Origin of the sequence: Candidatus Accumulibacter phosphatis (genome assembly GCF_012939955.1) — a bacterium.
In the GTDB taxonomy this organism is placed as follows: Bacteria; Pseudomonadota; Gammaproteobacteria; order Burkholderiales; family Rhodocyclaceae; genus Accumulibacter; species Accumulibacter delftensis.
The window spans coordinates 22,445-46,802 of record NZ_SPMY01000008.1; the positions used below are offsets into that span (position 1 = coordinate 22,445).

General features: G+C 62.5%; 23 protein-coding genes, 1 tRNA gene and 3 pseudogenes. 5 read left to right on the forward strand and 22 right to left on the reverse strand.

The genetic code is table 11. The features are described 5' to 3' along the window. Positions 1–23: 23 nt before the first annotated feature. The 13 genes from E4Q23_RS03045 to aroC all read right to left on the reverse strand — a co-directional run bounded on the left by E4Q23_RS03045 (position 24) and on the right by aroC (position 13,994). Entirely contained in the window at positions 24–656 is a 633-nt protein-coding gene (locus tag E4Q23_RS03045) for a phosphoribosylanthranilate isomerase (RefSeq protein WP_211203617.1), read from the reverse strand. A 14-nt stretch (positions 657–670) separates the two neighbouring features. Next, positions 671–1,465, reverse strand: a complete 795-nt coding sequence (gene truA / locus E4Q23_RS03050) for a tRNA pseudouridine(38-40) synthase TruA (RefSeq protein WP_169065268.1) — start codon at positions 1,463–1,465, stop codon at positions 671–673. A 3-nt stretch (positions 1,466–1,468) separates the two neighbouring features. After that, positions 1,469–2,104 carry a hypothetical protein gene (locus tag E4Q23_RS03055; protein WP_169065269.1) on the reverse strand — a complete coding sequence of 212 codons (636 nt, stop codon included), beginning with the start codon at positions 2,102–2,104 and terminating at the stop codon, positions 1,469–1,471. Positions 2,105–2,386: 282 nt separating this feature from the next. Continuing rightward, positions 2,387–5,524 carry a FimV/HubP family polar landmark protein gene (locus tag E4Q23_RS03060; protein WP_169065270.1) on the reverse strand — a complete coding sequence of 1,046 codons (3,138 nt, stop codon included), beginning with the start codon at positions 5,522–5,524 and terminating at the stop codon, positions 2,387–2,389. 179 nt (positions 5,525–5,703) lie between these two features. Then, on the reverse strand, positions 5,704–6,834 hold the full coding sequence (gene asd / locus E4Q23_RS03065) for an aspartate-semialdehyde dehydrogenase (protein ID WP_169065271.1): 1,131 nt from the start codon (positions 6,832–6,834) through the stop codon (positions 5,704–5,706). A 39-nt stretch (positions 6,835–6,873) separates the two neighbouring features. Next, complete coding sequence (leuB, locus tag E4Q23_RS03070) at positions 6,874–7,947, reverse strand: 3-isopropylmalate dehydrogenase (RefSeq protein WP_169065272.1); 1,074 nt, start codon at positions 7,945–7,947, stop codon at positions 6,874–6,876. 10 nt (positions 7,948–7,957) lie between these two features. Then, positions 7,958–8,596: a 3-isopropylmalate dehydratase small subunit gene (gene leuD / locus E4Q23_RS03075; RefSeq protein WP_169065273.1), complete on the reverse strand. Its 639-nt coding sequence runs from the start codon at positions 8,594–8,596 to the stop codon at positions 7,958–7,960. Between the two features lie 21 nt (positions 8,597–8,617). Beyond that, entirely contained in the window at positions 8,618–8,746 is a 129-nt protein-coding gene (locus E4Q23_RS03080) for an entericidin A/B family lipoprotein (RefSeq protein ID WP_169065274.1), read from the reverse strand. A gap of 136 nt (positions 8,747–8,882) precedes the next feature. Then, positions 8,883–10,289 carry a 3-isopropylmalate dehydratase large subunit gene (gene leuC / locus E4Q23_RS03085; protein WP_169065275.1) on the reverse strand — a complete coding sequence of 469 codons (1,407 nt, stop codon included), beginning with the start codon at positions 10,287–10,289 and terminating at the stop codon, positions 8,883–8,885. 132 nt (positions 10,290–10,421) lie between these two features. Continuing rightward, positions 10,422–11,261 (reverse strand): M48 family metallopeptidase, encoded by an 840-nt coding sequence (locus E4Q23_RS03090; protein ID WP_169065276.1) that lies wholly within the window; start codon positions 11,259–11,261, stop codon positions 10,422–10,424. Next, complete coding sequence (locus E4Q23_RS03095) at positions 11,261–12,469, reverse strand: MFS transporter (protein ID WP_169065277.1); 1,209 nt, start codon at positions 12,467–12,469, stop codon at positions 11,261–11,263. The genes E4Q23_RS03090 and E4Q23_RS03095 overlap by 1 nt, the downstream gene beginning before the upstream one ends. Before the next feature lie 78 nt (positions 12,470–12,547). Beyond that, positions 12,548–12,799 (reverse strand): YdcH family protein, encoded by a 252-nt coding sequence (locus tag E4Q23_RS03100; RefSeq protein ID WP_169065278.1) that lies wholly within the window; start codon positions 12,797–12,799, stop codon positions 12,548–12,550. 79 nt (positions 12,800–12,878) lie between these two features. After that, complete coding sequence (gene aroC / locus E4Q23_RS03105) at positions 12,879–13,994, reverse strand: chorismate synthase (RefSeq protein WP_169065279.1); 1,116 nt, start codon at positions 13,992–13,994, stop codon at positions 12,879–12,881. 348 nt (positions 13,995–14,342) lie between these two features. Between aroC and E4Q23_RS03110 the strand changes: the two genes are divergently transcribed. Both E4Q23_RS03110 and E4Q23_RS03115 read left to right on the forward strand, forming a co-directional pair. Next, positions 14,343–15,221 (forward strand): DMT family transporter, encoded by an 879-nt coding sequence (locus tag E4Q23_RS03110; RefSeq protein ID WP_211203618.1) that lies wholly within the window; start codon positions 14,343–14,345, stop codon positions 15,219–15,221. Further along, on the forward strand, positions 15,218–16,111 hold the full coding sequence (locus E4Q23_RS03115) for a methylated-DNA--[protein]-cysteine S-methyltransferase (RefSeq protein ID WP_169065280.1): 894 nt from the start codon (positions 15,218–15,220) through the stop codon (positions 16,109–16,111). Before E4Q23_RS03110 ends, E4Q23_RS03115 begins: the two co-directional genes overlap by 4 nt. On the opposite strand, the gene E4Q23_RS03120 is transcribed toward E4Q23_RS03115, so the two are convergent. After that, positions 16,096–16,236 (reverse strand): hypothetical protein, encoded by a 141-nt coding sequence (locus tag E4Q23_RS03120; RefSeq protein WP_169065281.1) that lies wholly within the window; start codon positions 16,234–16,236, stop codon positions 16,096–16,098. The two genes, E4Q23_RS03115 and E4Q23_RS03120, sit on opposite strands and share 16 nt — an antisense overlap. Positions 16,237–16,336: 100 nt before the next feature. On the opposite strand from E4Q23_RS03120, the gene E4Q23_RS03125 reads away from it, so the two are divergent. The 3 genes from E4Q23_RS03125 to E4Q23_RS03135 are packed head-to-tail and all read left to right on the forward strand — an operon-like array spanning position 16,337 to position 18,633. Continuing rightward, positions 16,337–16,705 carry a response regulator gene (locus E4Q23_RS03125; RefSeq protein WP_169065282.1) on the forward strand — a complete coding sequence of 123 codons (369 nt, stop codon included), beginning with the start codon at positions 16,337–16,339 and terminating at the stop codon, positions 16,703–16,705. Then, positions 16,702–17,313, forward strand: coding sequence for a chemotaxis protein CheC (locus tag E4Q23_RS03130; RefSeq protein ID WP_169065283.1), 612 nt, complete (start codon positions 16,702–16,704; stop codon positions 17,311–17,313). Before E4Q23_RS03125 ends, E4Q23_RS03130 begins: the two co-directional genes overlap by 4 nt. After that, positions 17,314–18,633, forward strand: coding sequence for an ATP-binding protein (locus tag E4Q23_RS03135; protein WP_169065284.1), 1,320 nt, complete (start codon positions 17,314–17,316; stop codon positions 18,631–18,633). Between the two features lie 190 nt (positions 18,634–18,823). Here E4Q23_RS03135 and E4Q23_RS03140 read toward each other — a convergent pair. The 8 genes and pseudogenes from E4Q23_RS03140 to infC form a co-directional block, all read right to left on the reverse strand. After that, a tRNA-Pro gene (locus E4Q23_RS03140) sits at positions 18,824–18,900 on the reverse strand. Positions 18,901–18,930: 30 nt separating this feature from the next. After that, on the reverse strand, positions 18,931–19,305 hold the full coding sequence (locus tag E4Q23_RS03145; protein ID WP_169065285.1) for a MerR family transcriptional regulator: 375 nt from the start codon (positions 19,303–19,305) through the stop codon (positions 18,931–18,933). Then, a pseudogene (locus E4Q23_RS03150) lies at positions 19,289–19,593 on the reverse strand (integration host factor subunit alpha). The gene E4Q23_RS03145 and the pseudogene E4Q23_RS03150 overlap by 17 nt, the downstream one beginning before the upstream one ends. A 12-nt stretch (positions 19,594–19,605) precedes the next feature. Continuing rightward, positions 19,606–21,982: pseudogene (pheT, locus tag E4Q23_RS03155) on the reverse strand (phenylalanine--tRNA ligase subunit beta). Positions 21,983–22,035: 53 nt separating this feature from the next. Next, positions 22,036–23,082: a phenylalanine--tRNA ligase subunit alpha gene (pheS, locus tag E4Q23_RS03160; protein ID WP_169065286.1), complete on the reverse strand. Its 1,047-nt coding sequence runs from the start codon at positions 23,080–23,082 to the stop codon at positions 22,036–22,038. 53 nt (positions 23,083–23,135) lie between these two features. Continuing rightward, positions 23,136–23,495, reverse strand: a complete 360-nt coding sequence (rplT, locus tag E4Q23_RS03165; protein ID WP_042335591.1) for a 50S ribosomal protein L20 — start codon at positions 23,493–23,495, stop codon at positions 23,136–23,138. 11 nt (positions 23,496–23,506) lie between these two features. Then, positions 23,507–23,705: pseudogene (gene rpmI, locus E4Q23_RS03170) on the reverse strand (50S ribosomal protein L35). A 116-nt stretch (positions 23,706–23,821) separates the two neighbouring features. After that, positions 23,822–24,349 carry a translation initiation factor IF-3 gene (gene infC, locus E4Q23_RS03175; protein ID WP_169065296.1) on the reverse strand — a complete coding sequence of 176 codons (528 nt, stop codon included), beginning with the start codon at positions 24,347–24,349 and terminating at the stop codon, positions 23,822–23,824. Positions 24,350–24,358 lie beyond the last annotated feature (9 nt).

Here is a 24,358-nt window from a genome sequence, read left to right on the forward strand (position 1 = left end):
CGGCTTGCACCACCTGCACAGCATCAAACGGCCCTTCCCGTCGCCCGCAGCGCGGCTGCGAAGGCACGAATCTTGGCGCCATCCTTGATTCCCTTGCTCGCCTCGACGCCCGACGAGACATCCACCGCTGCCGGGCGTAGCCGGCGTACCGCCGCAGCGACATTGTCCGCATCCAGCCCGCCCGAGAGAATCAGTGGCTTGCCCAGGGAGTCCGGCACCAGCGCCCAGTCAAAAACCTTGCCGCCGCCGCCGTAACCGTCGACGAAAGCATCGAGGAGGATGGCCTGCGCCGACGGGAAGCCAGCCGCGTATTGTATCAAATCCATCCCCGGCCTGACGCGCGCCGCCTTGATGTACGGCCGCTCGAACTGCCGGCAATAGGCTTCGTCCTCGTCGCCATGAAATTGCAGAAGATGAATCGGCAACGCGGCCAACGTCGCGCGCACCTGCAGCGGTTCGGCATTGACGAAGAGTCCGACGATGCTGATGAAGGGCGGCACGGCGCCAGCCAGCGCGGCCGCCGTCGGCAGATCGACGAAGCGCGGACTCGGCGGGTAGAAAACCAGGCCCAGCGCATCGGCGCCGGCGTCGACGGCGCACAGCAGGTCCTCGCGGCGAGTCAGTCCACAAATCTTGAGGCGCGGAATCGTGGCCATGGCCGGCACGCCACTCACGATCCGGGCCCGACGGGTAGCAGCCAGCTCTCTTCAGCAACTGGCAAGCCAAACTGTGAAGGGTAGCTGACGGCGGCCAGATAGAGCCCGGCGGCGGCGAATGTCGGCGCCGCCAGGCGGCGATCGCCGGCCGTCAACAGCTCGCCAATCCACGCCGGCGGGTGCTTGCCCTGACCGACATAAATCAAACTTCCGACCAGATTGCGCACCATGTGGTGCAGGAAGGCAGAGGCCTCGAAATCGAAGACGAGGAGTTCGCCGACACGTGTGATGTCCGCTTTGCGCATGAATTTTATCGGTGAGTTAGCCTGACACTCGGCGGCCCGAAAAGCCGAGAAATCGCGTTCGCCGAGCAGCAGTTGGGCGCCCGCCTGCATCGCCTTCAGCTCGAGCGGATAGTGATACCAGCCCACCCGGCCTGGCCAGAGCCCCGTGCGATGCGCCCGGTTGAGCAGCAGATAGCGATAGTGCCGGGCATAAGCCGAAGCCCGCGCATGGAAATCGTTGACCACCGGCTGCGCCCAGCGCACGGCGACCGCCGACGGCAGAAAGGTGTTGATCCCGCGCACCCAGGAATGCATCGGCCGATCGAGCGGGGTATCGAAGTGCACCACCTGCCCCAGCGCATGCACGCCGGCATCGGTACGCCCGGCGCAGATCACCCGCACGGCCATCCCGGCAAATTGCTGCAAGGCTTCCTGCAAGGCATCCTGAACGGTGCCGCCAGCGGGCTGTTTCTGCCAGCCGCGAAAACCGCTGCCATCGTACTCGACGGCCAAGGCGATGCGCACGCCCTACACCTGCCGCAAACAAAAGGCAGCGACCAGGCCAGCAACGAGCAGCATGAGCAAGGGGTCGAACCACGAAAAACGCCGCTCGGCAAGTTCAAGCACTTCATCGCCGTCATTCGCCGGCGCCTGGAGGAGAATCCGCCAGTCGCGCGGACGTGGCAAGGTCTCGATGTGGCGCATGACCAGCAGTAGTCGCACGACGCCGCGGTCGGGATCGATGCCGCAGTGTCGCAGCGGCTGCAGCAAGCGATGGGTGGCCAGCAGCAGTTCAGGCACAGGCATCCATTCGAGAAGGATCGCCACCGCCCACAAGGCCAGCAGCAAACGCCCGCTTTGCGTGCAAGCGGCAAGCAAACCCTCGCCAGCAGGAGCGGAAGCGCCGGCCCACGCAGGTTCGCCAGCCTCTCCCCAAGCCACAATGACGAATAGCGACAGGAAAAGCCAGCGCGTCCGCCAGGCGAGGCGCGCCGCCCGTCGCAGTGCGGCCAGGCCAAAAAACGGCAGGACGAGAAATGCCACGAGCAGTTGTTCGCCACGCAGGCACTGGCTCGCCGGCAGCAGCAGCAGCCAGACGACAAGGCGGGTGGTTGGATGCACAGCAGCCCCCCACTTAATGTGAAAGTCGCGCATGCGACTCACGAAACTCCCTTCTCCCCTCGCGGGAGAAGGGCCGGGGGGTGAGACGGGGAATTCTGGGCGCATGCTCCCAGCCCGTCGAACGATTCCGGCGTGCAAGCCGGAATGCGCACTGCAAGTGAGAGGGGGACGGTCATGACTTTCATCATCCGGGGTATCTCGACTGTCATGACCGTTAATGTGAAAGTCGCGTCGGCGACGGTAATGAGCTGTCGAAACGCCCTTGACCGTGCAAGTCATGGCGTTGCCGCGGCCGGCATGGTCAGACGCTTGAGCGGTCGATATTTACTCGCGCAGCTCGCCGAGGATTGCCAGCGCCGCTTCGCGCTGCGCAGCGTCGCCATCCTTGATGACTTCCTGCAGGAGTTCACGCGCGCCTTCGAGATCGCCCATTTCCTGATACGCCTTGGCGAGGTCGATTTTGGTGGCCACCTCTTCACTGGAGCTGATTTCGACTTCGCTGCTCAGGTCCATGTCCGAGGCAAAGGCGGAATCGAGCGTGCTATCGGCCCGCGTCGTCGAGAAATCCGGGTTGACCAGGGTGTCCTCCTGGTCGGCTTCGAAAAGCGAGTCCGCGGTGTCGGTCGAATCTGGCAGATCACCGGCTTCGGCCGCGGCCGCGCCAGCGCGACCATTCCCGTCATTGTCGTCCAAATCCAGGTCCAGGCTGATTGACGCCATGTCGAACGAGGGATGTTGCATCCCCTCGCCAAGGACGGTCGACTCGGTCAGCATGACATCGAACTCCAGCGAGTCGGCACCCGCTGTCCCGATATCGAGCAACTCCTCACGCTCATCCAGCGGCAACTCTTTTCTCTCGGCGCGCTGGTCGACCGCCTCCTCGGGACCCAGATCGAACTCGAAGTCGAAGCCCCCGCTGGGCTGCGAAGACGTCTCCCGAAAACCGGTTCCGACCAGCATGGTCTCCTCGGGCATGCCAACTTCATCCACCGGCGTTGGCGGAGCATCAGGTTCGGCGTCGTCAAACTCGGCATCCGGCAAGCTCGGCGCTTTCGGCAAGGAGGTGGCCAGGTCAAAATCAAGCGCATCCCCTGCTGCTGGGTTCGGGAAGGAGAGCGTCGTCTCGAGAAAATCGTCGTCGGCAAGTGCTGGCGTCTGTGGCTTCCCGTCGCCTTTGCCAAGATCAAAATCGAGGTCCGCCAGATCGGCCATCGCTGTCAAGCTTGCTGCCGTCGCCTCGACGTCAACTGCGGCTGCTTTTGGCGATTGCGCCAGCAACGGCTCCGGCTTGGGCTCGGCCGGCTTGACAAGCGTATCGTCCGAGGGGAACGCTGCAGCGTGTGCAGCAGGCGCATCGCGCCCGACGACCATCGTCTTTTCGTACGGCGACTCGAAGGCCATAGCTTCTTCAAGGGGCCGCTCTATGGCGATAGTTTTGTCGCCGGGATCAAGGCCATCGTCGTCCGCCGGCCGGGAGTCGATTGTCGCCAGCGCGGGCTCCGCCTGCGCAGCCGAACCAAACAAGGCGTTTCTAGAATCGAGCTGGAGGCCCATCTCGGCCGCTTTCCCCCACTCGCTGCCGATGCCGCCGGTAGCGTTGAACAGCTCCGTCGCCAGGGCGTCGAACGGCTTGACATCCCTGCGGCCAAAGTAAATCTCGAGCAGTTTCAGGTGAATCGTAAGCCGCCCTGGATCCTTCTGACGAGCCTCCAGGAGAATCTCTTCGGCCTGCGCGTCGCGTCCATACGCCATATAGACATCAGCCTCGGCAACCGGATCAACTTCGTCAGTGTCGATACTGCCGGGACCCACCTGGCTGAAATCAGTCTGCGCCATGGAGTGCGAGGTATCCACACTCTGCCCGCCGGTACTGCGGAATACCGAGTTGGCGATCAGGCTGTCGCCCTTCGCTCCAAGCGTGCTGGTCTGTGAATCGAGAGGTCTCTCAGCCGCGCTCTGGCGGCGACGTCTGGCAAGCCAGTAAGCGGCGAGCAGCGCGAGGATGCCACCACCGCCTGCCATGACTGGCGTACTGGTCAGCAAGCCTTCGACGAAGCTTGGCTCTTCGGGCGGCGGCAAGACAATCTTGGCTTTCGGCGCGCTTGTCTGTTTTGGCGGCTCGACCGGGCTGGGCGCTGCCGCTTTGCTCTCAGCTCGAGCTTCTTCGGCCTTCTGCTCGGCCGGCGCGGGCACTTCGCTCGGCCGGCTCACGGCAGGCGGAGCGGGTGGCTCTGCGGGCTTTTCCATCGCCACCGCAGGGGCAGCAGCAGGAACTGCGGCGGCAACTGGTGCTGCCAGCGCGGACTGGCCAGCTGACTGCTTCTCCAGCTCAGCCAGGCTCTGGTTTTTCAACTCGACCAGCCGCTGCAACTCGGCCACGTTCCGCTCAAGAGCTGCCAAACGCTCGTTGGCTTCCTTGAGCGCCTGTTCCTTGGCGATCAGATCCTCGTCGCTGCGCTTGGCGGTCGTCGCCGGCTTGCCGCCAGCGAGTTCGCTCTTCGAGACTTTCAGCTGATCCATGGGCTCAGCAGGTGGCGCCGCAGTGTCGTCGACTTTGGTCGTGATCTTACCGGACGCTTGCTGCCGTGCCTCTTCTTCAGCGGCGGGAGCAACGGCTGCCGCCGAGGCAAGTTTACGGCGATAGGAACTCCAGTCCGACGACTGTGCAATCACCAAGCGCTTGGCTTCTCCCTGCGGGATCGATTCTAGAGTGCTCTTCTCTGGTATCGAGAGAATCTTGCCGGCCCGCAGGCGATTCATGTTGCCGCGATCGAAGGCATCCTCGTTGGCACGGAACAGACCGACCAGCATCTGATCGAGTGACACTCCCTCAGGACGGGTTTCACGGGCAATTTTGCTCAGCGTTTCACCGCGTTCGACGCGATGCGTGCCGCCGCCGCTTGGCCCTTGCGCAGGCGGTGCCAGGGGCTGGGCCTGCAGCACGGGCGGTGGCGACACCGGTCGCGCCACTCTGCCCTCGGGCAAACGTGCTTCGCTTGTCGATCTCTCTGGCGCCAGCGGCCTGGAAACCAGGGCGGGGACTGCAGAGGCCTTTCCTTTGGCGGCAAACTCGGGAGGATCGAGCAGAAACGTGTAGTCGCGAACCAAGCGCCCCGTGGCCCAGTTGAGTTCCAGGAGCAAGTCGACGAAGGGGTCGTTGATCGGGCGAGCGGAGCGCAGCTTGATGACCGAGCGGCCGCGGGGGTTTTTGGTGATCGCAAAACTGATGCCGAGCAGGGTCGACGAGTAGTCGACGCCGGCCCGCTTGAACTCATCCGGAGCCGCGAGCTTGGCCTGCATTTCCGCAAGTTCGTCGGGCGTCGCAAAGATTTCCACCTCGGCGCGTAAAGGCTGACCGAGCGCTGAAAAGACGGTCATCTGGCCCAGGCCGGCGGCTTCGCTGGCCAATGGGAGAGTGGCCAGCGCCAGCGATGACGCGACCGCCCATACCGATGTCCGCAATCTGAGATTCCTTGCTGTTTGACTTATTTTTCTGGCCACGGCGCCACCTGAGCGTCGAAATCGGGATTATTAAAATAACATCATGGAGTTAGCCATGCAAGCTAAACTTGCTTCTGAATCGAGGCCCTGCGAAAGGCGAAAACCGGTTTTCGGGAGCCGGTTTTTCCGTGCCGCTTCAATCAGTTGTCAAGCAGAATGCGAAGCATGCGCCGAAGTGGCTCGGCTGCCCCCCAGAGCAGTTGGTCGCCGACCGTAAAAGCGCCAAGGTAGTCCGCCCCCATTGCCAGCTTGTGCAAGCGACCGACCGGGACCGTCAAGCTGCCGGTAACCGCCGCCGGAGTCAGCTTGCACTCGCTGATTTCGCGTTCGTTCGGAACGACCTGCACCCACGGATTCGCCTGCGCAATGATCGCATTGACCTCGTCGAGCGGCACATCGCGCTTGAGCTTGATGGTCAGGGCCTGCGCATGGCAACGCATTGCGCCGACACGTACGCAGAGCCCGTCGACCGGAATACTGCCTGGCGAACGGAACGGCGGGCGGCCAAGGATCTTGTTGGCCTCGGCGCCACCTTTCCACTCTTCCTTCGACTGCCCGCCTTCGACCGCCGCATCGATCCACGGGATGACGCTGCCGGCGAGCGCCGTATTACGGAAGTTGCGGGTCGGAAAGTCCGGCGAGCGCATCGTTTCAGCCACCTTGCGGTCAATGTCGAGAATCGCCGACGCCGGATCAGCCAACTCGCCCTTCACCGCATCGTACAGGGCACCCATCTGCAACAGGAGCTCGCGCATATTCTGCGCGCCGGCACCCGATGCCGCCTGGTAAGTCATCGCGCTGACCCACTCGACGAGATCATGCCGGAACAGTCCGCCAAGGCCCATCAGCATCAGCGAGACGGTGCAGTTGCCGCCGATCCAGTTCCTGCCGCCCTTGGCCAAAGCGCCATCGATGACCTCGCGATTCACCGGATCGAGGATGATCACCGCATCATCCTGCATACGCAGGGTCGACGCGGCGTCGATCCAGTGACCGTTCCAGCCCGCCGCGCGCAGCCGGGGAAAGACTTCCCTGGTGTAATCGCCGCCCTGACAGGTGATGACAATGTCCATCTGCTTGAGGGCTTCGATCGACATCGCGTCCTGCAGGCTGCCCGCGTCCTTGCCCGCCAGCAGCGGCGCCTTGCCACCCACCGCAGAGGTCGAGAAATAGAGCGGCTCGATGTGTTCGAAATCGCCTTCTTCCAGCATTCGTTGCATCAGCACCGAGCCGACCATGCCGCGCCAACCTACCAAACCTACCTTGTTCATTTGCCTACCTCTAAGAAAATTTCCACGCCATCACTTCCCTCACCCGACCTGCAGCGCGGCCAGGACCGCATCGCCCATTGCCCGGGTACCGACCTGCCGCATTCCCGGCTCATGAATGTCAGCCGTCCTGTAGCCTTGGGCAAGTACTTTCTTGACCGCGTTCTCGATGCGCTGGGCGGCGTCATGGCGCGTAAAAGTGTAGCGCAACATCATTGCCGCCGAGAGGATCGTGGCCAGCGGATTGGCCACGCCTTTGCCGGCGATGTCAGGCGCCGATCCGTGACAGGGCTCATACAGCCCCTTGTCATTGGCGTCCAGAGACGCCGAAGGCAGCATGCCGATGGAGCCGGTGAGCATCGCCGCCTCGTCGGAAAGAATGTCGCCGAACATGTTGCCGGTAACGATGACGTCGAACTGTTTCGGATTGCGTACCAGCTGCATCGCCGCATTGTCCACCAGCATGTGACTGAGCTCGACATCGGGATAGTCGGCCGCCGTCTCGATGGCCACATCGCGCCATAGCTGCGTCGTTTCCAGGACATTCATCTTGTCCACCGAGCACAGTCGGCCGCTGCGCTTGCGCGCCGCCGCGAAAGCCACCCTCAGAATGCGGCGAATCTCGCTCTCGCTGTAGTGCATGGTGTTGAAACCGAAACGCTCCTGACGACCATCGACGTCGCGCATTTCGATGCCGCGCGGCTGCCCGAAATAGATGTCGCCGGTCAACTCGCGGACGATCAGGATGTCGAGGCCGGCGACGACTTCGTTCTTCAGCGTCGAGGCATTGGCCAGTTCCGGATAGAGGATCGCCGGGCGCAGGTTGGCGAACAGGCCAAGCTGCTTGCGGATGGCCAGCAGACCGCGTTCCGGACGCTGCGCACGCGGCAGAGTGTCCCATTGCGGGCCACCGACGGCACCGAGCAGCACCGCGTCGGCGGCCTGCGCCAGGCGCTGCGTGGCTTCCGGATAGGGATCACCGGTGGCATCGACCGCGCCACCACCGAGCAGCGCTTCTTCCATCTCGCAATCGAGTTCGAGGGCCTGCAGGACGCGCACCGCTTCGGCCATGATTTCCGGGCCAATCCCGTCGCCGGGGAGAATACAAATCTTCATGTTCATTTCCTTAGGCGAACAGCCAGGGCTGCTCGATTCGGCGCCGCTCTTCAAAGGCCCGGATCAGCTCGGCGTGCCGCAAGGTCAAGCCGATGTCGTCCCAGCCGTTGAGCAGGCACTCCTTGCGGAAGCCATCGACGGCAAACGAGAAAGTGCGGCCGTCCGGGCAGAGCACCTGCTGTTGCTCGAGATCGATCAGCAGCCGGCAGCCGGGCGTCGACTCGACGAGCGCAAACAGGGCGTCGACCTCGGCCGCCGGCAAGACGATCGGCAGAATGCCGTTCTTGAAGCAGTTATTGTAAAAAATATCGGCAAAACTCTCCGCAATCAGCGCCCGGAAGCCGAAGTCGAGCAGCGCCCATGGCGCGTGCTCGCGCGAACTTCCACAACCGAAGTTCTTGCGCGTCAGCAGTATCCGTGCACCCTGGTAGCGCGGCTGATTGAGAACGAAATCGGGCTTCAGCGGACGCTGCGAGTTGTCCCTGCCAGGCTCACCAACGTCCAGGTAGCGCCATTCGTCGAACAGGTTCGGACCGAAGCCCGAACGCTTGATCGACTTCAGGAACTGCTTGGGAATGATTGCGTCGGTATCGACGTTGGCCCGGTCAAGCGGCGCGACCAGGCCTTCAAGACGAACGAACTTGTCCATGCTCTTCCTTGTATGGCGGCCCTATTTGGCGGCCTTTTCAATCGCCTGCCCACCCTTGGAGATATCCTTGCCAACGCCCTGCATGGTGTTGCAGGCGGTCAGAAAAACAGTCGCGACCAGTGCCCCCAGTAGCAGCATCAAGCGTTTCATGCTTTCTCCTTTCCGTTAATGTGAAAGTCGCGTATGCGACTCACGAAACTCCCTTCTCCTTGCGGGAGAAGGGGCAGGGGAAGAGGGAAACGGTCATGACTTTCATGATTTGGGGTGTCTCCACCTGTCATGACCGTCAGAGCCACTCACGTACATCACAGAAATGCCCGGCAATCGCCGCCGCCGCGGCCATCTCCGGGCTGACCAGATGCGTACGACCACCGGCCCCCTGGCGCCCCTCGAAGTTACGATTCGAGGTCGACGCACAGCGTTCGCCGGGCTCGAGGCGATCGGCGTTCATCGCCAGGCACATCGAGCAACCGGGCTCACGCCACTCGAAGCCGGCGGCGCGGAAAATCTCGTCGAGCCCTTCTTCCTCGGCCTGCCGCTTGACCAGCCCCGAACCGGGGACGACCAGCGCCAGACGGATGTTGCCGGCCACTTTCTTGCCGCGGACAACGCCCGCAGCGGCACGCAAATCCTCGATCCGTGAATTGGTACACGAGCCAATGAAGATCTTGTCCAGCGGGATCTCCCGGATCGGCACATTCGCGGCCAGCCCCATGTATACCAGCGCACGCTGCATCCCTTCGCGCTTGACGGGATCGGGCTCCTGCGCCGGATCGGGCACGCTGCCATCGATCGCCACCACCATCTCGGGCGACGTGCCCCAGCTCACCTGTGGCTGGATGTCCTCGGCAGAGAACTCGATCACGCTGTCGAACTCGGCGCCGTCGTCGCTGCGCAGCGATCGCCAGTGGGTGACAGCACGCTCCCACAACTCCGCTTTTGGAGCAAAGGGGCGACCGCGCAGATAGTCGATGGTCACCTCGTCGACGGCCACCATGCCCAGCCGCGCACCGGCTTCGATGGCCATATTGCAAAGCGTCATCCGCCCTTCCATCGACAGGCCGCGAATTGCGCTGCCGGCAAACTCGAGAGCATAGCCGGTCCCGCCAGCGGTACCGATACGGGCAATGATCGCCAGCGCGACATCCTTGGCCGTGACGCCCTTGCCGAGAACCCCGTCGACACGCAGCAGCAGGGTTTTTGACTTCTTCTGCAGCAGGCACTGCGTCGCCAGGACGTGCTCGACCTCGGAAGTACCGATGCCGTGCGCCATGCACGCGAAAGCGCCGTGCGTACTGGTATGCGAATCACCGCAGACGACGGTCATGCCGGGCAGGGTCGCGCCGCTTTCTGGACCGACCACGTGCACGATCCCCTGCCGCGGATCCTTGAACGGGAAGAAAGCCAGAGCCCCGACTTCGCGGATATTGGCATCCAGGGTCTCGACCTGCAGGCGTGCGACGGGATCCTCGATGCCGCGATCCCAATGCTCGGTGGGCGTATTATGGTCCGCCGTAGCGACAATCGAAGATACGCGCCACGGCTTGCGGCCGGCCAGCTTGAGGCCCTCGAAGGCCTGCGGACTGGTCACCTCGTGCACCAGGTGGCGGTCGATATAGATCAGCGCCGTTCCGTCCGTCTGCTGGTTGACGACGTGGTCCTGCCAAAGTTTTTCGTACAAGGTCTGCGGCATAGGTCGACGATCCGACGAAGTTCGGCCTCGGTGGGTCCATGGAGGGCAGAATTATGTCACACCGCGCGGGTCGCTGTCAGTGCTGGCTTGCACGCCCGGCAAGTGCTAGGCTAACGCCGCTGCTCGCTACGCTCAGCGCGACTTGCGCGCCGCCAGGTACAACGGTTGCACGCGCTGCACATAAACACGCAAATCGGCGATGCGTGTGTCGTGCGAGGGGTGGGTCGACAGCCACTGTGGTGGCTGCCCTTCCGAGACGCGCCCCATTTTCTCCCACAGCGAGATCGCTGCACTCGGATCGTAAGCGGCGCGCGCCGCGAGCTCGACGCCGATGCGGTCAGCTTCCTGCTCAAATGCGCGCGAGTTGGGGCGCATGAAAGCCAGATCGCCGACACCGCCGATGACGCTTTTGCCAAGGCCGGCATCGACGCCGAAGTAGGCACCGATCAAGGCCCCGCCAAGTGCTGCCGCGACATCCAGGCCGGCCGACTGGCCAGCTTTCTCACGCCCATGCTCACGCAGCGCGTGCGCAATCTCATGCCCCATCACCGCGGCCAGTTCGTCGTCGCCAAGCTGCAACTGCTCGATCAAGCCGGTGTACACCGCAATCTTGCCGCCCGGCATGCACCAGGCGTTGAGTTCTTTGGAGCTGACGACATTGACTTCCCATTGCCAGCCCGGCGCATCGGCGCGAAAAACCGCGGTCACCGGGATCAAGCGCTTGGCGATCGCCCGCACCCGCTCGCTCTGCTGCGCATCGCTATTGAGCAGCTTCTTGCTCTGCGCCGCCTGCATCGCCTCCTGGTAAGCCTTGGCGGCGGAGCGATCGACTTCGTCCGACGAAACCAGCATCACCTGCTCACGATCGACGCCAACCCGGCCAGCGCTGGTCGTGCGGGTCGTTGCGCAAGCGGCGACGACGAACACTGCGAGCACGAGAAGCCAGTAACGACAGCCAGAACGGATACTCATCATTTACCTCCAGAAGTTTGTGCCAACGCGGCAAATGACGCCGCTTGGCCGCCGCCAGGATCGTCGAGATCGTTTCTCTTGACTCCGACGGCGACGAAGATCAGACCGAGCAGCGCAAATGCCGCGCTCATGGTGAAAGTGGAAGCCGCCCCCCAAACGTCCCAGCCCCAACCGCTGAGCAGAGTGCCAAGCAAGCCTCCAGCGCCAAACGACAGGCTCGAATACAAGGCCTGGCCACGCGCCTGAGAGCGACCCGGAAACCAGCGATTGACAGCGGCAATCGCCGCCGCATGGTAGGCGCCGAAAGTGAAGCCATGCAGCAACTGCGCGATGACGATCAGCGCCACGCTGTCGACAGCCCAGCCAATCATCAGGAAGCGTACGATGGCGGCCGCAAAGCTGAGCAGCAAAATGGTCCGTAAGCCAAAGCGACGCAGCAAGCCGACCATGAAGAAAAAGACCACGATCTCGGCAAGAACGCCGAGCGACCACAGGCAACCGACCAGGAACTTGCTGTAGTGATGCTCGGCGAGGTGAATCGAGTAGAACACGTAAAGTGCGCCGTGCGCCGCCGACATCGCGACGCAGGCGGCAAAAAGCGCCCTGACGCGCCGCTGGCGAAGGATTTCACCCACCGGCAGCTGCACATCGCTGGCCGCGTGCGCCGGCGCCTCGGGAACCGCCAGTGCATAAATCAGAATTCCGGCCAGTGTTGCCGCGATTACCCACAGCAACGCGGACAGCGGCAGCCGGTCGAGTAGCGCTCCGGTGCCCATCACCGCGACGATGAAACCGACCGAACCCCACAGCCGAATGCGACTGTAACGTGCCGGCTGCTCGCGCAGATGATCGAAGGTCAGCGTCTCGACCAGCGGCAACGCGGCGCTCCAGAAAAAGGCCAGCAAAGCCATCGCCAGCAGCATTGCCTCGAAGCTGCGCACGGCAAAGAAGAGCGAAAAACCGATCAGGCTAAGGACGCCGGCGAGGCGGACGATGGCCACCCGCTGCCCGAGGCGGTCGGCCAGCGCACCCCACAGATAGGGAGCGAACAGGCGCATCAACTGCATCTGGGACATCAGCAGCCCGATGTCCCAGGCCGAAAACGACAGCGACTTAAGATAGAGCCCGAAATACGGTGAGAACGCGCCGATGAAGGCGAAATAAAAGAAGTAGTAGCCGGAAAGACGCCAGTAGGGCAGAGCATGCATCCGGCAATTCTACCGGATGCTGCCGCAGCAACCGGCGGCTAGCGGCTCGCAGGCTCCATTGCTTGGTTGCTCAGCCGCTCAATCGCTGTTCTTGAATGCGACCAACATCCGGTACATCTGATCCTTGAGCAGTACGCGCTGCTTCTTCATCGTTTCGATGATGAAATCGCCGACCGGCAGGTCTTCTTCCTCGAGACGCTCGACCTCGCGCGTCAGTTGATGGTATTCGTCATACATCTCGCCAAACGGCGCGCTCGAAGCTTTCAGGGCGTGAATCGAATCCAGGTACTCGGGGAACTCGTGGTGCAGGTCGTGGTGCTCAATTTGCATGATCCTAGCCTCTCGCTTATCCCGGCCGGCCCGATGCGCGACCAGACCATGTGATTATAACCAGAGCCACAGGCTGCCGTCACTTCGCCCCGGCATCGATTGCAGTGCCGGGAATACGCGGGGTGGCGCAGCGCACGTCAGCACACTGGGCGCGATGACGCAAGGCATGATCGATCAAGACCAGCGCCAGCATCGCCTCGACAATTGGTGCTGCGCGGATACCAACGCAGGGATCGTGCCGGCCATGCGTTTCGACCATGGCCGCGTTGCCGGCAGAGTCTACGGAACGGCGCGGCAAACGAATGCTCGAGGTCGGTTTGATCGCCACACTGACGACCAGGTCCTGACCTGTAGAGATGCCGCCGAGCACTCCGCCGGCATGATTGCTGAGGAAACCCTGCGGCGTCATTTCGTCGCCATGCTCGCTGCCGCGCTGGGCAACGCTGGCAAAACCGGCGCCGATCTCGACCCCTTTGACGGCATTGATGCTCATCATCGCGTAGGCAATCTCGGCGTCGAGGCGGTCGTAGACCGGTTCGCCCCAACCGGGCGGCACGGCGCTGGCGACGACGGTGATCTTCGCGCCCACCGAATCGCCCGCCTTGCGCAATCCATCCATGTAATCCTCCAGTTCCGGAACAATCGCCGCATTCGGCGCGAAGAAGGGATTGCCGGCAATTGCCGCGGCGTCGAGAAAGGGGATTTCGATGGGCCCAAGCTGGCTCATCCAGGCGCTGATCGTGACCCCGTAACGCTCGGCCAACCACTTGCGGGCGATTGCCCCGGCGGCGACACGCACCGCCGTTTCGCGCGCCGACGAGCGACCGCCGCCGCGATGATCGCGAAAACCGTACTTCTGCGTGTAGACGTAGTCCGCATGTCCCGGCCGGAAGGTCTCGGCAATATTGCCGTAGTCCTTGCTGCGCTGATCCTGATTGCGGATCAACAGGCCGATCGGCGTTCCCGTCGTGCGGCCCGCGAAGACTCCCGAAAGAATCTCGACCTGATCGGGCTCGCGGCGCTGCGTCACATGCCGGGAGGTCCCCGGCCGACGGCGGTCGAGTTGGCACTGAATGTCGGCTTCCGCAATGGCCAGCCCGGGCGGACAGCCATCGACCACGCAGCCGATCGCCGGACCGTGTGACTCGCCAAACGAAGTCACTGTGAACAGCGTGCCAATGGTGTTGCCGGACATGGTTTTCTCTTGAGCGTTAGAATAGGCGCAAAGTCTACCATAGCGTTCAGCCGCCGCTCCGCAGCCAGCCCGATGACCGACAAGCCTGCCCGTTCCGCCAAACCACTGCCGACGCCCAGCGCGAAAGCAGCCGCGCGGCAGCCCTCCCCGCCACCCAGGAATCCCCTGCGCCAGGCAGACACTCGCTGGCAGCGAAGCGTTCGCTATGGCTGGGACAAGGGAGGCAGCAAGGGCGGGAGGTAGCCAGCCACGGCCAAGCGCAGCCGTCACGATGCGCAAGAATCGGGTGGCCAGGGGCCGCTGCCGAGACGACAATCGAAGCCCACCCCCTCCTTACGAAAGCCCTGCATGAATGCTGCCAGTATCACCCGACTGTTCTTGCTCGCTGCGATCTGGGGCGCTTCGTTTCTGTTCATGCGCGTCAGCGTCCCGGCCTTCGGTCCGGTGGCGCTGATCATGTTTCGCGTCGGCATCGCCGCCGTATTCCTCGGACTGGTCGCCCGCGTCCTGAAACAGTCGCTGGGAATGGGCCGCCTGTGGAAGCACTTTCTGAGCATTGGCGTCCTCAACTCGGCGCTCCCCTTCCTCCTCTTTGCCTACGCCGCGCAATCGCTGCCGGCCTCGCTGCTGGCGATTCTAAACGCCACTTCGCCGCTCTTCGGAGCAGCGATCGGCGCGCTCTGGCTGGGCGTACCGCTGACCGGCAGCGTCGCCCTCGGCCTCGGCTGCGGCCTGGCTGGGGTCAGCGTGCTCGTTGGCCAGAACCTCGCGCTGGCCGGCAGCGCTGAGTGGCCGGCGGTCGCCGCCGGGCTGCTCGCGCCGCTCTCGTATAGCCTGGCGAGCCTCTACACCAAGGCCCGACCCGGCCTGGCGACGCCCTTCGGCAATGCGCACGGCAGCATGTGGATGGCTACCCTGGTGTTGCTGCCGCTGTTCCTTCTGGCCCCTGTGCGGCAGACGCCCGATGTCGGCGACTGGACAGCCGTCTCGCTGCTGGCGATCGTCTGCACCGGCGCCGCCTATCTGCTCTATTTTCGCCTGATCGACGATGTCGGCCCGACGCGCGCACTTTCGGTGACTTTTCTGATCCCGGTCTTCGGCGTTCTCTGGGGGGCCCTATTCCTCGACGAAGCTGTCGGCTGGCACACCCTGCTCGGCGGCGCACTGATCCTGACCGGCATCGCACTGACCGCCGGCCTGCTCGGGCGCTGCGGGCAAACGGCATGAACGAGCTCGCCGCCCGCTGCCGCGCCTATGAAACGGTCGCCCGGGCAATTCGCTTCGTCAAACAGCGCCGCCCCTGCCAGCCCAGCCTGCAGGAGATCGCCGCACACGTCGGCATGAGCCATTTCCATTTGCAGCGCCTGTTCAGCGTCTGGGTCGGCATTTCGCCGAAGCGCTTTCTGCAATACCTGACCACCGAACACGCCCGATCGCTGCTCCGTGGCAAGTACGACGTGCTCGCCGCAGCGCACGCGGCAGGACTCTCCGGACCCGGCCGTCTGCACGACTTGATGGTCGCCTGCGACGCAGCAACACCAGGCGAAGTGCGCTCCCTCGGCGAGGGGCTACAGATCACCTATGGCTTCGCGCCGACGCCTTTCGGGCGGGTCATTGCCGGCAGCACCGCGCGTGGCCTTTGCCATCTGCAGTTCGTGAACGCCAATGACAGCACCGACGACGCCGATGGCGATGGCGATGGCGATGCGGGCGCCATACGGCAACTGCAGGCCGATTGGCAGCACGCGCGACTGCTCCGCGACGATGCAGCGCTGGCAAGCAGCATCGGACGCGTTTTCTCGCTGGTCGGCGACGAACGACCGCTGCACCTTCTCCTCCGTGGTACGAATTTTCAGCTCAAGGTCTGGCAAGCGCTGATCGACATTGCCCCGGGCGAGGTGGTCTCGTACGGAGAACTGGCCGCGCGCATCGAGCATCCTCGCGCCCAACGCGCGGTCGCTTCGGCGCTGGCCCGCAACCGTATCGCGGTTCTCATTCCCTGCCATCGCGTCATTCGCGAGAATGGTGATGTCGGCAATTATCGCTGGGGCGGCGACCGTAAACAGGCGCTTTTGGCCGTCGAAGCGGCGCGCAGGGTCGGTCAAAGCCGCGTATGATCATTCGCCACCGACCAGCGAGCGGCGTCCGCGCGCAACGCTGCATTTTCCGACGAACGGTCGTCGCTGCCGCACCGGTCCTTGTTGCGTGCCACGATCCGCGGAAAGGACAGCAGGCGCAGCATGAGCAAAGGACTCGCCCCCCGGGCAAGGCACACGGATCAGGGTCTGGGTACCCATAAAACAGCCGAAGAACGAAGCAGCCCAATAAGTTGAGGAGCGAAAATGCCGGTTTCGGTTCTGGTCGTCGATGATTCGGCGATGGCGCGCAAAATGCTGATTCGAGCCTTGCCGCCCGATTGGGACATCACCGTCACGCAGGTATCGAATGGCAGCGACGCCTTGGCGCATTACCGGCAGGGAGGGGTCGATGTGATGTTCCTGGATCTGACCATGCCGGAGATGGACGGCTATCAGGTCCTCGCAACGCTGCGCAGCGAAGACCTGAACTGTCTGGTCATCGTCGTTTCGGCGGACATCCAGGAGGCGGCGCAGGCGCGCGTCCGCGCGATGGGCGCCATCGCCTTCATCAAAAAGCCGGTTGATACCGAGCGCGTCAGGGCGGTGCTCAAGGAATATGGGCTCCTGGTATGACCATAGAATGCATCAGCGAAGAGCAGCGCGAGGCTTTGCAGGAAGTGGCGAATATCGGCATGGGTCAGGCCGGCGCCTCGATTGCCAAGGTCCTGGGCGAGTTTGTCGAGCTGTCGGTACCACGGATCAGCGCCGTGGAGGCGGCCGGGATACCCGCCGCATTGGCCGCGCTCGTCGGCGGCGACGTCGCTTCGGCCGTCCGCCAGGCCTTCCTTGGCGAACTCCGTGGCGAGGCGATCGTCATTTTTTCCGGGCATTCGGCAGGCGACCTGGCTGAGCTGCTTTGCTACGATGACGCCCTGGACGGCCCGGCCAGCCTCGAGCTGCTGCTCGACATCAGCAACGTTCTCGTCGGCGCCTGCCTCGGCGGCATAGCGCAGCTACTACGCACCGCGATCGGCTTTTCGGCGCCCTCCCTGCTCGCTGACCAGGTGGCCACCGGCAAGCTCCTGCAGGTGGATGAAATCAGCGCGCGCAGCGCAGTCCTGGTCGAGGTGCGCTTCGGGATCGAGCAGCGGACCTTCTGCAGTCATCTGGTGATGCTCATGCCGGACGACGCAGTCGCCGCCCTGCGCCGGGCGCTTGACCGCTTCATCGAGGAGCTCTGAGTGACAGCGGCCGCTCAGGTTGGCGAGACCCGTGCGCTGCTCGAATCGCTGGTCGAGCGCATCGACGTGGGTATTTTCGCCGTCGATCGCAGTGCCACGGTCGTGCTCTGGAACACCTTCATGGCCATCCATAGCGGCAAGTCGAGCGCTGCCATGCTGGGTCAGAACCTGTTCGCCATGTTTCCGGAACTGCCCCGAGCGTGGCTAGAAAAGAAGCTGGAAAGTGTCTTTATCCTTGGCAACAACGCGTTCACCTTGTGGAACCTGCGGCCGTATCTGTTCCGCTTCGCAAACAGTCGGCCAATCACCGGCGGCCTTGCCGAGATGCGCCAGAATGTCACTTTCCTGCCGATACGCTTTGCTGGCGGCGAGGTAGCGCTGGTTTGCGGCACGGTCTTCGACTACACCGACACGGCGATCGCTCAGCACAAGCTGCACGACGCGATCGGCGCCCTGCACCAGGAGAAGGACGCCCAGGCGCAATTGATCGTAAAGCTGGAAGCGGCGCAGAACCAGCTCCTGCAAGCAGAGAAGATGGCCTCGATCGGCCAGCTTGCCGCCGGCATCGCACATGAAATCAATAACCCGGTAGGCTTTGTCAATTCAAATCTGCAGACGCTCAAGAAATACTGCCAACAAATGCTGCAGCTGATCATGACCTATCAGGGCGCCGCGACACAGATCGGCGATGTCGAGTTGCGCGAGAAAATCAGCGCCCTGACGCAAACCATGGATATTGATTTCCTGCAGGAGGATCTGCCCGATTTGATCAAGGAAAGCGAGGATGGACTGCTGCGCATCAAGAAGATCGTCGAAGATCTGAAAGATTTCTCGCACGTCAATAAATCCGACTGGCAGTATGCCGACCTCAATGCCGGCCTGGACTCGACACTCAACGTGGTGTGGAACGAAGTCAAGTACAAGGCCACCGTCGCCAAGAACTACGGCGTCTTGCCGGCCGTCGAGTGCCTCGCTGCACAGCTCAATCAGGTTTTCTTGAACCTCATCGTCAATGCCGTGCAGGCACTGGACGAAAGCAAGGGCATGGGCACAATCACGCTAGCGACCGGTCATCAGGACGAGTGGGTGTGGGTGGAGGTTCAGGACAACGGTCTCGGGATGAGCGCGGAAACGAAAAAGCGGCTTTTCGAACCCTTCTTCACGACCAAGCCGGTGGGCAAGGGAACGGGGCTCGGAATGTCGGTTTCCTACAATATTGTCCAGAAGCATCACGGTCGCATCGAGCTTGACTCGCTACCGGGCGAAGGCACGCGGTTCAGGGTCTGGGTGCCGGTGAAACAGGCGAAGATGGTCGATTGAATGCGGCCGACAACCATAACGCGGTCGCTCGCGCCAAGCGCGCGCAGAAGGTGCGACACCGGCAAGGGGACGAGCGAAGCGGTGCAGCGCCGGAAGCCGCGAAGAGCGCGAGCACCTGAACGCTCCTCGGCGCACGCAAAAAACCGGCGCGAGGCCGGTTTCTTGCTTTTCTCTAACTTCTTGATTCTTTTGGTCGGGGCGCCGGGATTCGAACTCGGGACCCCTTGCACCCCATGCAAGTGCGCTACCAGGCTGCGCCACGCCCCGACAAGCTGCGAATTATAACCGAAATCGTCGTCAGTGCCCTTCAAGGCGCAGCATTTCTGCAATGCTCAGCAACTCGGCACGCAGCACCTCGTTGCTCATCACCGAATCGCTGCTGGCGGCCTGCGGCTCGTCATCTTCGAGCCGATTGCGAGCACCGCTGATCGTGAAACCCTGACTGTAGAGAAGCTCCCGGATACGGCGCACCAAGAGCACTTCGTGGTGTTGATAGTAGCGGCGGTTGCCGCGGCGCTTGACCGGCTTGAGTTGCGAAAACTCCTGCTCCCAATAGCGCAACACGTGCGGTTTGACGCCACACAGCTCGCTCACCTCGCCGATCGTGAAGTAACGCTTGGCCGGTATGGCCGGCAACGGCTCATTGCCGATGTCTCTAGGATTGGCTTCCATCATAAGCGTGCTCCACCTCGGCCTTCAGTTTCTGGCTGGCATGAAAAGTGACCACGCGTCGCGCAGTGATCGGGATTTCTTCGCCAGTTTTTGGGTTGCGGCCTGGCCGCTGCGGTTTGTCGCGCAATTGGAAATTGCCGAATCCGGAGAGCTTCACGCCATCCCCCCCGTTCCAGCGCATTGCGGATCTCTTCGAAAAAAAGCCTCCACCATGTCCTTGGCCTCGCGCTTGTTCAGGCCGACCTTCTCGAACAGAAATTCGGCCAGCTCTGCTTTGGTAAGCGTCATACCCTCCCTTTCTCAGACCCGAAGCTGCGCCGCGAATGTCGTTTGCAGATAGCCCACCAGATGCTGCATGGCGGCCTCGACTTCGACTTCCTGTAATGTTTTTCGAGTATCTTGCATCATTATTCGGAAGGCAAGGCTTTTCTTGCCAGCCTCGACCCCAGGCCCGACATAGACGTCGAACAGATTGATTTCACGAACAATTTCCGAACGACTGGCGATCATGCCGTCGATCAAGGGCTGCAAATCCAGTTTCTGATCGACCACGATAGCCATATCACGTATGACCGGTGGTTGCCGCGAGACCTCCGTGTATTGCGGCAGGCTGGCCATGACTATAGCATCCAGATCGACTTCGAAAACGACCGGCGCCAACGGCAGTTCGTATTTCTGCTGCCACTGCGGATGCAACTCGCCGACGAAGCCAATGGCCTGGCCATCGACGACGACGCGTGCACTGCGCCCGGGATGCAGGGCCGGATGCTGCGCCGCCTCGAAGTGGGCAATGCGCGGTGCGAGCAAGCGCTCAAGATCGCCCTTGATGTCGAAGAAATCGACCTTGCGTGCGGCACAGCCCCACTGCTCGGGAAAAGCACTGCCGTAAGCCAGTGCCGTGAGTTTCCACGGCTGTCGAAAGCCGGCCACCGGTTCGCCCTGGGCGTCGCGGAAAAAACATCGCCCGGTCTCGAAAAAACGAGCCCGCGCCTGTCGCCGCTTGAGGTTGCTGGCAACGTTGGCGACGAGACCGCCGATCAAGGTCGAGCGCATGACGCTCAGCTGACTGGCAATCGGGTTGGCCAGGCGAATCAGTTTGCTGTTGTCGGCAAAATCACGCTCCCATGCCTCTTCGACGAAAGCGAAGTTGACCACCTCCTGATAGCCACAATCGGCAACGATCTGGCGCACACGCGCCAGGGGTCGTGCCTGCTCGGTCTGTGGCAACATCGCCAGCAAGCCCGTCGGCGATGTCGCCGGGATGTTCTCATAGCCGTGCAGGCGCGCCAGCTCTTCGATCAGGTCTTCCTCGATCTCGATGTCGAAGCGGTAGCTCGGCGGGGTGACGATGAAGTCGTCGGCTTGCCTGCGAAATGGCAGCGCGAGACGCGAAAAAAAGGGCGCTGATTTGTTCGCCGTCGAGTGCTACGCCAAGCACCTTGGCGACGCGCGCCGGGCGCAGGCGAACCTCGTGGCGCTCGGGCAGGGTCGCCAACGCTTCACTCACCGGCCCGGCCTGACCACCGCAAATATCGAGGACCAGACGCGTCGCGCGTTCGAGCGCGCGCCGCGTGCCGCCGAAATCGACGCCGCGCTCGAAACGATGTGAGGCGTCGGAAACAAAGCTGTAACGACGCGCGCGACCGGCGATCGCCGTCGGCGCAAAGAAAGCCGACTCGAGGAATAACTCGCTGGTGGCCAGGCTGATGCCGCTTTCCTCGCCACCCATCACGCCGCCCATCGCCAGCGGCCGCTGCTCATCGGCGATCAGCAGCACATCGTCCTGCAGCTCCAGGGTCTGCTCGTTGAGCAGGGTGATCTTTTCGCCCGCAAGCGCCATGCGCGCGTGAATGGCGCCGTGCAGGCGGCTGTTGTCAAAAGCGTGCAGTGGCTGGCCGAGTTCGAGCATCACGTAGTTGGTGATATCGACCACGGCGGAAATCGGCCGAATACCGCTGCGCTCGAGGCGGCGACTCATCCAGGTCGGGGTCGGCGCCGCAGCGTCGACGCCGGTGATCACCCGCCCGCAGTAGCGTGGGCAAGCTTCCGGGGCATCGAGAACAATGGCCCGTGCAGTGGCGATGGACACCTCGACAGCATCGACCGGCGTAAATCGCGCCAGCGTTCCGGTCAGTGCGGCGACCTCGCGGGCGACACCTTCCAGCGACAGGCAGTCGGCCCTATTCGGCGTCAGCTTGAGGGTCAACAAGCGGTCATCGAGATCGAGATGGTGACGAATATCCTCGCCCACCGGCGCATCGCTGCTCAGCAAGAGCAAGCCGGCGGCGTCTTCGGCGATGCCGAGTTCCTTGGCCGAGCAGAGCATGCCTGCCGAGGCCACGCCACGCACCCTGGCGACCTTGATCGTGAAGCCGCCCGGCAGTTCGGCACCGGGAAGCGCGCACGGCACCTTGATCCCGGCAGCCGCGTTCGGCGCCCCGCAAACGATCTGCAGCGTTTCGCCCGAACCGATATCGACACGGCAGACATTGAGGCGATCGGCATCAGGATGCTTTTCGACTGCGAGCACCTGCGCGACGAGCACCTTGTCGAAGGCCGGAGCGACCGCTTCCTCCTCCTCCACTTCGAGACCAGCCATGGTCAACAGATGCGAAAATTCGCTACCCGAACAAACCGGGTCGACGAAACTACGAAGCCAGGATTCTGAAAATTTCATGAACGCGAGAACTCAGGAGAAGGCATGGTCGGCGGCAGGATCACAGGCCACGGTCAGACGAACTGGCGCAGAAAGCGCAGATCGCCGTCGTAGAACAGGCGCAGGTCATTGACACCGTAACGCAGCATCGTCAGCCGGTCCGGTCCCATGCCAAAGGCAAAGCCGATGTACTTCTCGGGGTCGATGCCGACGTGGCGCAAGACGTTCGGATGGACCATGCCGCAACCGGCAATCTCCAGCCAGCGGCCTTTCAGCGGACCGCTCATGAAGGCCATGTCGATTTCTGCCGACGGCTCGGTGAAGGGAAAGAATGACGGGCGGAAGCGCACCTGCAGGTCGTCGCTCTCGAAAAAGCGGCGCAGGAAGTCACCGATAATACCCTTCAAGTCGGCAAAGCTGACCCGCTCGCCGACCCACAGCCCTTCGACCTGATGGAACATCGGCGAATGCGTGGCATCGGAATCGACGCGATAGACACGCCCTGGCGCGATCACGCGGATTTCCGGCATCGTTTCTGCGCCGGCAAAGCGGGCGACATGGGCCTGCATGTAGCGCACCTGAATCGGGCTGGTATGGGTGCGCAACAAGACGTTCTCGGCAACGCCCCCGGACTCGTCCTGCAAATAAAAAGTATCGTGCATCGAACGGGCGGGGTGATCTGCCGGCGTATTGAGCGCCGTGAAGTTCTGAAAGTCGGCCTCGATTTCCGGCCCATCGGCAACCTCGAAACCGATCGAGGCGAACAGCGACTCGATGCGCTCCAGCGTCCGCGTGACCGGATGCAGGCCACCGCGCGACTGTCCTCGACCCGGCAGGGTCACGTCCAGCGCCTCTTCAGCCAGGCGCGCGGCCAGCGCCATCTGGCGCAGCGCTTCGCGGCGCCCGTTGAGCGCTGCTTCGACGGCGTCCTTGGCAAGATTGATGCTCGCACCGACGCTCTTGCGCTCGTCGGCGGGAAGCTTGCCCAAGCCTTTCAGCAAGGCGGTAATCTCGCCGCTCTTGCCAAGATAGGTGGCTTTGACTTGCTCCAGGGCGTCGGAGTCGTCGGTCGCCGCAAAGGCGGCCGACGCGGCTTGGACTATTTGATCGAAGTTATGCATGGTTCACCGAAAAAAAAGGAGGCTAGCGCCTCCTTTCTTGACACGGGTCGAGCTCAGGCGTCGAGCTGGGCCTTGGCCTGCACGGCCAGAGCGGCAAAAGCCGGCTTGTCGAAAACAGCCAGATCGGCGAGCACCTTGCGATCCACTTCAATCTGCGCCTTTTTGAGGCCATTCATGAAGGTACTGTACTTCATGCCCAGTTCTCTGGCCGCGGCGTTGATACGGGCAATCCAGAGGCTGCGAAACTGACGCTTGCGCTGGCGACGGTCACGATAGGCATACTGACCGGCCTTCATCACCGCCTGTTTGGCGACACGATAGACGTTCTTGCGGCGACCGCGATAACCCTTGGCCAGGGCGAGGATTTTCTTGTGGCGGGCGTGCGCGGTTACACCGCGTTTGACTCGGGGCATCTCTTATCTCCTCAAGCGTAAGGCATCATGGAACGAACCATGGCCTTGTCAGCTGCATGAACTTCGGTCGTCCCGCGCAACTGGCGCTTGGTCTTGGTGTCTTTCTTGGTCAGAATGTGACGCTTGAACGCCTGCGCGCGCTTGATGCGGCCGCTGGCGCTGACCGTGAAGCGTTTTTTTTGCTCCACTCTTGGTCTTCATTTTGGGCATTTCATGCTCCGTTTATAAACATGCTGCCAGGTGTCTCCCGACGGGAGCACTTTCGACCCGACCGCACTTGTTTTTGCTACCAGGATTTGTATCAGGACCTGCTTCTACATCTACCTCTACGACGATTTCTTCTTGCTCGGCGTCAGCACCATGACCATCTGCCGCCCTTCCATCTTCGGCATCTGCTCGACCACCGCCATTTCCTGCAAATCACCTCTGATACGCTCGATCTGGCGCATGCCGATATCCTGATGCGCCATTTCTCGACCGCGGAAGCGCAAAGTGACCTTGACCTTGTCTTCTTCGTCCAGGAAGCGCGTCATGTTACGCAGCTTGATCTGGTAGTCGTTCTCGTCGGTACCGGGGCGAAACTTGACCTCTTTGACCTGCACCTGCTTCTGTTTCTGTCGCTGCTCGTGCTGGCGCTTCTGCTCCTGGTACTTGAACTTGCCAAAATCGACAATCCGGCAAACCGGCGGTCGCGCCATCGGAGCGATCTCGACCAGATCGAGCCCCGCTTCCTCAGCCAGCGACAGTGCCTCCCTGGAACTCATGACCCCCAATGCCTCGCCATCCTCGCCGATGAGCCGGATTTCTAATGCATTGATCTCTTGGTTAATACGTTGCGCCTTTTGCAGTGCGATGGTTCCGCT

Coding starts and splice junctions, on each gene's coding strand:
- E4Q23_RS03145 (WP_169065285.1), bottom strand. CDS start 19,305: ATGGAAGCCAATCCTAGAGACATCGGCAATGAGCCGTTGCCGGCCATA.
- leuD (WP_169065273.1), bottom strand. CDS start 8,596: ATGGACAAGTTCGTTCGTCTTGAAGGCCTGGTCGCGCCGCTTGACCGG.
- E4Q23_RS03100 (WP_169065278.1), bottom strand. CDS start 12,799: ATGCAAATTGAGCACCACGACCTGCACCACGAGTTCCCCGAGTACCTG.
- pheS (WP_169065286.1), bottom strand. CDS start 23,082: ATGCATAACTTCGATCAAATAGTCCAAGCCGCGTCGGCCGCCTTTGCG.
- E4Q23_RS03115 (WP_169065280.1), top strand. CDS start 15,218: ATGAACGAGCTCGCCGCCCGCTGCCGCGCCTATGAAACGGTCGCCCGG.
- E4Q23_RS03045 (WP_211203617.1), bottom strand. CDS start 656: ATGGCCACGATTCCGCGCCTCAAGATTTGTGGACTGACTCGCCGCGAG.
- leuC (WP_169065275.1), bottom strand. CDS start 10,289: ATGCCGCAGACCTTGTACGAAAAACTTTGGCAGGACCACGTCGTCAAC.
- rplT (WP_042335591.1), bottom strand. CDS start 23,495: ATGCCCCGAGTCAAACGCGGTGTAACCGCGCACGCCCGCCACAAGAAA.
- E4Q23_RS03090 (WP_169065276.1), bottom strand. CDS start 11,261: ATGAGTATCCGTTCTGGCTGTCGTTACTGGCTTCTCGTGCTCGCAGTG.
- E4Q23_RS03120 (WP_169065281.1), bottom strand. CDS start 16,236: ATGCTGCGCCTGCTGTCCTTTCCGCGGATCGTGGCACGCAACAAGGAC.
- E4Q23_RS03080 (WP_169065274.1), bottom strand. CDS start 8,746: ATGAAACGCTTGATGCTGCTACTGGGGGCACTGGTCGCGACTGTTTTT.
- E4Q23_RS03130 (WP_169065283.1), top strand. CDS start 16,702: ATGACCATAGAATGCATCAGCGAAGAGCAGCGCGAGGCTTTGCAGGAA.
- E4Q23_RS03095 (WP_169065277.1), bottom strand. CDS start 12,469: ATGCATGCTCTGCCCTACTGGCGTCTTTCCGGCTACTACTTCTTTTAT.
- E4Q23_RS03125 (WP_169065282.1), top strand. CDS start 16,337: ATGCCGGTTTCGGTTCTGGTCGTCGATGATTCGGCGATGGCGCGCAAA.
- asd (WP_169065271.1), bottom strand. CDS start 6,834: ATGAACAAGGTAGGTTTGGTAGGTTGGCGCGGCATGGTCGGCTCGGTG.
- leuB (WP_169065272.1), bottom strand. CDS start 7,947: ATGAAGATTTGTATTCTCCCCGGCGACGGGATTGGCCCGGAAATCATG.
- aroC (WP_169065279.1), bottom strand. CDS start 13,994: ATGTCCGGCAACACCATTGGCACGCTGTTCACAGTGACTTCGTTTGGC.
- E4Q23_RS03110 (WP_211203618.1), top strand. CDS start 14,343: ATGAATGCTGCCAGTATCACCCGACTGTTCTTGCTCGCTGCGATCTGG.